6 protein-coding genes and 2 pseudogenes are annotated in these 5,205 nt (G+C 41.9%); 7 read left to right on the top strand and 1 reads right to left on the bottom strand.

From position 1 onward, the window contains the following. Window positions 1-77: 77 nt before the first annotated feature. The 4 genes from CDZ78_RS18605 to CDZ78_RS18590 all read left to right on the top strand — a co-directional run bounded on the left by CDZ78_RS18605 (window position 78) and on the right by CDZ78_RS18590 (window position 3,040). On the top strand, window positions 78-305 hold the full coding sequence (locus CDZ78_RS18605; RefSeq protein ID WP_087871312.1) for an integrase core domain-containing protein: 228 nt from the start codon (window positions 78-80) through the stop codon (window positions 303-305). 253 nt (window positions 306-558) lie between these two features. Continuing rightward, window positions 559-1,221 (top strand): hypothetical protein, encoded by a 663-nt coding sequence (locus tag CDZ78_RS18600; RefSeq protein ID WP_087871311.1) that lies wholly within the window; start codon window positions 559-561, stop codon window positions 1,219-1,221. Window positions 1,222-1,392: 171 nt separating this feature from the next. Beyond that, complete coding sequence (locus CDZ78_RS18595) at window positions 1,393-1,884, top strand: hypothetical protein (protein WP_140414210.1); 492 nt, start codon at window positions 1,393-1,395, stop codon at window positions 1,882-1,884. A gap of 52 nt (window positions 1,885-1,936) precedes the next feature. Next, window positions 1,937-3,040, top strand: coding sequence for a hypothetical protein (locus tag CDZ78_RS18590; protein WP_140414209.1), 1,104 nt, complete (start codon window positions 1,937-1,939; stop codon window positions 3,038-3,040). Window positions 3,041-3,130: 90 nt separating this feature from the next. On the opposite strand, the pseudogene CDZ78_RS24420 reads toward CDZ78_RS18590, so the two are convergent. Next, window positions 3,131-3,259, bottom strand: a pseudogene (locus CDZ78_RS24420) (IS3 family transposase); the annotation flags it as partial. An 81-nt stretch (window positions 3,260-3,340) separates the two neighbouring features. Here CDZ78_RS24420 and CDZ78_RS24595 point away from each other — a divergent pair. From CDZ78_RS24595 to CDZ78_RS22375, 3 genes and pseudogenes are all read left to right on the top strand, one after another. After that, window positions 3,341-3,442: pseudogene (locus tag CDZ78_RS24595) on the top strand (IS1 family transposase); the annotation flags it as partial. A gap of 440 nt (window positions 3,443-3,882) precedes the next feature. Then, window positions 3,883-4,767, top strand: coding sequence for a hypothetical protein (locus CDZ78_RS18580; RefSeq protein ID WP_140414208.1), 885 nt, complete (start codon window positions 3,883-3,885; stop codon window positions 4,765-4,767). A gap of 172 nt (window positions 4,768-4,939) precedes the next feature. Continuing rightward, the gene (locus tag CDZ78_RS22375; protein ID WP_167374402.1) at window positions 4,940-5,086 is read left to right on the top strand and encodes a hypothetical protein; all 147 of its coding nucleotides are present in this window, start codon (window positions 4,940-4,942) and stop codon (window positions 5,084-5,086) included. Window positions 5,087-5,205 lie beyond the last annotated feature (119 nt).

Below are 5,205 nucleotides of genomic sequence, written 5' to 3'. Positions count from 1 at the left end.
AAGCTTCTTAATATTTTGAGAAATTCACCGTACTTTTAATCGCACCCGGTCAGGACAGTGTTGTCGATCAAGGGTAATTGCTAAGACAACCCATAAGGGGTATCGAACGGTTTTGGCGAAGTGCGAAATGTGAACGGCTCTATCTGAATGAATATGATTCGATAGGAGATTTACAACAAGACATTGATGATTATATTGAATTTTATAATGATAGGCGCTTTCATGAATATTTGGATTATAAAAAGCCAATGAAAGTCTATCAAGAAAATATTTTATTTAATAATAAACGGGATGAGGCAGCTTAGAGTTTAGGAATAAGAAATTTTAATTAATTGTCTAGACTATTTGGGGTGCTAAAGTATTCTGAAAATCCGTGCAGACATTGAGGTAGTTTTAACGGAGCAGGTTTTTGTGCGCAGTCGTTGCGGATTCAGGGCGGCCAGGTCATCTCCCATTCGCTACGTAGGTGAACGAATTATGGCGACAGGAGCCCCGGAATTTCGTGAGGTAGCTTGTCGCGTCTGCTAGTTTTATTTTATTTGCTTTTAGGGGGTTATTATGATGAGATTAAAAAGTGCTGTTGTTTTGTCTGTTTTGTCGGGTGTTTTTTCTGGCGTTGCGGTTTCTGATGGTACTTCTTTTGGGTCTGACGGCCCTGGGACTAAGACTAAGGGGGCTTTAGATTTCACTCGGCGTGATGGTCAGCTTTCAGAGTGGTTGGAGGCTTTGGAGAAAGATGGTTTTATAAAGGTTGGTGAGTATAACTCCATGACTTTCCACATGGAATCTGACCATGTGGGTTTGTTGGATTCTGTGTCGTTGTCCTCGGCTTTGTCTGGTCTGTCTTTTGTCCCTGTTGATGTTTCTGGTTCTCTGTTGTCTGGTGCGAAGTACCTTGGTCATAACTCGGGTAGGGTTTCGGGTTCTGCTGTTAAAAACAGGTTTTCTCGTTATTACAAGCATGAAAGTTTAGGTTTTATTAAGTTAGAAGAGGTTTTATATTCTGAGGGTGACCCTCGTTTGTATCCAGGTCGTTTTTTAAATTCTAAGGTTGGTGGTGCTGATTCTGCTTATGTTGTTCTTCGCGGGCCTACTGGTCTTTCTAGGGCTGATTTGGTTTGGGCTAAGGGCAATAGAAAGTTTTCTATAACTGTGGGTTCGGAAGGGGTCTCTTTGGATATTTTGAAGCGTGAGGTTTTTGCGTTGGCTGGTTCTCTTTAAGTGAATTTTATTAGGAGTTGTTAGGTGTTAGTCAGAAATTCATTTATTTTTATTATTTTTATTATTTTTTTGGCTTTTGGGAATTCTGTTTGGGCTTGGCGGATACCTCTCGAGGTTTATGATAATTACACTACATATAGGAATGGGTTCCCTAAGAAGATAGCTCATAGAGTGCGGCAACAGCATGGTTCTGGGTATCATTTTTCTAGGGCTAATTGTCATTTCCCTATTCTTGATGATGACTGGAATCGGAATGAATCAGTCACTTGGGATTCAGTTTCTGCTGTTGCAAATTGGACTGAGGTGTCTAAGGGGACTCGTCAGTTATATGCTATTGTTACGGACTCGGCTCATTACTTTCTTTGGGGTGGGACTCATTACTTTGAACATAGGATTGTTAGTGAGACACGTCTTGATTACATCGCGTCTGCCACTCATCATGACGATAATTATAATCGTAGTGCTGCGGTTTACGGTCGTCATTTTTACAAGGGACCAGGGTATTTGCGGGATCATAATATGAATGCTAATAAGTTGGCTAATTATTTATCTTCTTTGCATTGGGAGCAGTTGTCTGATACTTATGCTAAGGATTGTAATTTATATGGAAATCAATTTTTTGGGAATTATAGCCAATGGGTTCATTGGTGGAATAGTAAGTAGTAGGGTGTTGATAAACTTTGGTTAGTTTTTATCTATTTTTTAGGAGTTTATTTTGATGATTTTAAAAAGGTTTTCTGTTGTTTGTTTGTTTTGTTTGTTTTCTGGTGGTGTGGCGGCGGCGGAGAAGAAGAATCATGAGCTTTCCATTCCTGATTCTGCTTTGGGTATTGTCTGGGATCGTTCGGGGGATTTCCCTGTGGCTTCAACACCTTATATCATAGATAAAAAGGTTCGCTCTTCTGCTATCGCTGATATGGGGGTTCTTAACAGTGATTTTCGTGGCTCTTTGATTGCTTCGGATGCTGTTTTTGAGCAGGCGAAGTCTGACCATTCATACATGACGAAGGTTTCTTCTTTTTGGAATAGGGTTAATATTGCCTCGGATCGTTATCAGCAGTCGATGTTTTCCTCTTCGGGCGCTTCGAGTCCTTCGGGTGGTCCTTATCCTACAGCTCTTAACTCTGATAATTTTTCGGCCCCTGATTCTAGTAATACTGTGCCACTTGGGGCTGGAAATAAGCCTGCTAATGGCATAGGTAGTGCCCTTGGTTCTAATCATGTACCTCCTGGTTCTGCTAGTGATGGTTTTGATTTTAGTCCTTCTACTGTTTATTCTTTGGGTGATGTTGGTCCTGCTGGGGGATTGGTTTTTATTGTGTCTTCTAATGGCACTAGGGGTATGGAGGTTCAGTGGAAGGATTTTAGGGGTTCAGCGGCTTGGGGGTGTCTTAATGTAGCTGTTCCAGTGGCTTTTGGCGACCGTCTTGGTTCTGGTGAAGTTAACACTTATACTATTCAGGGGTCTTCTTGTTTGAAGGCTGGGGATGCTATAAAACTTGCCAGTCCTGGTAGGTTTTCGTATTCGGATTGGCATTTGCCGTCGGCGGCTGAGTTTAGGGTTATGTCTGAGTTTATTGTAGCTTATAAGAAAAAGTCTTCTGATACTATCATGATGGGGAACATGATCGGGGATTTGGGGGATTTTGGGGGTTCTTATTGGACGTCTACTCAGTACATTTATTCTTTGCCGTTGAGGGATTCTTCTCTTGCTGTTGCTGGTGTTGTTTCTCGGGATTCTAGTTTGCCGTTGGTTAACTCGTTAAGTTATGTTCCTAGGTCTCGGGTTCTTAAGCTTCGTTTAATTCATGCTTTTTAGTTTAATTTGTTCGGGGAGTCGCTATTTTTGCGAAAGCTTGTTTTGGGCATCCCAGCCCAAGTGTAATGGCCAACAAAAACAGGACACTTTTTAAGACGCTTCCCTATAAAATTCTCGCTCAAATTGTAATGGTGATTGATAACCTAGTTTTGAGTGAGTACGTTTGCCGTTATAAAAAGCTAAATACTCAATAATACTCAGCTTTTCTGCTTCTTTGGTTTTAAAGTTGGTGGTGGGTTAAATCTGTTATTTCACTTAAATAACTAGGAGAAGTAAAAGGTTTACATCATAATTCCTCGGATGAAATATTATCAAGAAGTAAGTTGCCCCAATTGTTGCTGTAGAACTATCCTGAAATCAAGAAAGAATGCTCAAGATGTACAGCGATATCGCTGCAAAAATATGTGGTGACCTAGTATTTCGCCGATCTCTGGCCATCGCTGAAAATCCTGGAAACGGAGCTTAAGCGAAGTGAAGATTTTTAGTCCGTGATAGCGATAGGGCCGGGTGTTTTCTCGAAGCGTCTTTTTGCGTAGAGAAAATACAAGGCATTCCGACATCGCGTCAAGCCATTTGAGGTAACTAAATAAAAACCCCTCTAGGGTTTTTATAAGTGGACGCAGGGCGAATCAGGGCATCGCAGATTTTAATCAGTCCCGTTAAGCTTTTGCCGCGAACTTGGGCTTGGACGCCCAAAATGAGCTTTCGCAAAAGTAGGGACTCCCCGACCTTAGTTTTTTCTCTCCCTTATTTTAGCGAAGGTATTGTTTACTTGGACAGCATTAAATGCTCTGAATCGCTGAGGAAATTTAGCGGAATATTCTTGCTAATCAGGTTAAATTTTGGAAATTTTGCTTATGTTTAATAATTTTTTTAATCGCTTGTCTAATAGATCGTTAATTTTTTTGTTTTCTGTTGTCTTTCTATTTTTTATAGCTGTTTTTTATTATTACTATCAAGAGTCTCGGGGTTTGAAACGGGGTTTTTCTGAGCCTGTTTTTGGCAATCTTGATGGGGTTCGCAGTTCACGTTTGTTGGCTCTTGAGGTTAAGGGTGATGATTTTAGTCTAGAAGAGGAAATGGACAAGGCGCATTTATCTCGTGGTGGTTTGCTGGAGGTTTCGGATCGGTTCTTGGCGGAGAATGTTGATTATGTAAGTCAGGTTCGTTCGGCTTTCAAAGAGATGCGGGAGGTTGGTTCTTTTCAGGTGGATTCGGTTGTTGATTTGGAAAGTAATTTAAACAACATGCAGACTCGGATGGGCAAGTACATGGATTATTCTCCTGGGGATGTTCATGATGGTTTATCTAGTTTGTCGGAGTACACGTCTTTTGTTCCGACGGATTTGGGTAAAAGTGGTTTTAGGGGGTTGGATTGGTTGGGTAGTAATACTTTTGGTTCTGCTGGTTCTGCTGGCTGGTCTGCTGTGCGTCATTTTTTTAAGGATGACACTCTGGGCTATTTGCAGTTGATTGAGCGTATGGGTGGGCCTTCTGGTTATACATCTTGGTATTTAGCGGAGGAGTTTAATTCTAGTGTGAATGGTCTACCTGCAAGGTACACAGTTGAGGTTGATGATTTTGGTGTTCCTAACACAACTTTGACGTGGCAAAATGGTGATAATGTATATTCTTTAGTTGCTCAGGTAGATGTTTCTGGTAGTTCGTCTTCGGAGAATTTATTTTTTGATTTAGCGAGGTCTTTGCCGAGTTCTGGTGGAAGTTAGTTCTTCTTTTGGTAATAGCCCTCGCTAACGATCCCATGGCTGGCTAGGCGCGCCATGCTACCTCACGAAATTCCGGGACTCCTGTCGCCGTAATTCGTTCACCTACGCAGCGAATAGGAGATGCTCCAGCCGCCCTGCGTCCGCCACAGACTGAGCACAAAGCAGCTCAGTCATGGCTACCTCAAATGGCTCTACGGCTATTCGGGATAAAATTTTAGCCTCCCTCGCGCGCTATCGCGCACTTCGGATTGGCAAATTTCCCTGCGCCTTCTGGAGACTATCATCCCGTCCGGGGCTGACAGCGTATGATAGCAGATAACGTCGGGAAGGGGGATTTATGCGACAGAACCACATTAATTAACCGAAAAAGTTACCAAAATCATGAGTTGGGAACTCCCCATCAGCATCAATCAATGTCTCAAAGAAAATAAAAGGTTT

It is taken from the genome of Bathymodiolus platifrons methanotrophic gill symbiont, from assembly GCF_002189065.1.
In the GTDB taxonomy this organism is placed as follows: domain Bacteria; phylum Pseudomonadota; class Gammaproteobacteria; order Methylococcales; family Methylomonadaceae; genus Methyloprofundus.
The sequence above is the reverse complement of the archived record's forward strand: the minus strand, read 5'-3'. Positions and strand labels throughout refer to the sequence as shown.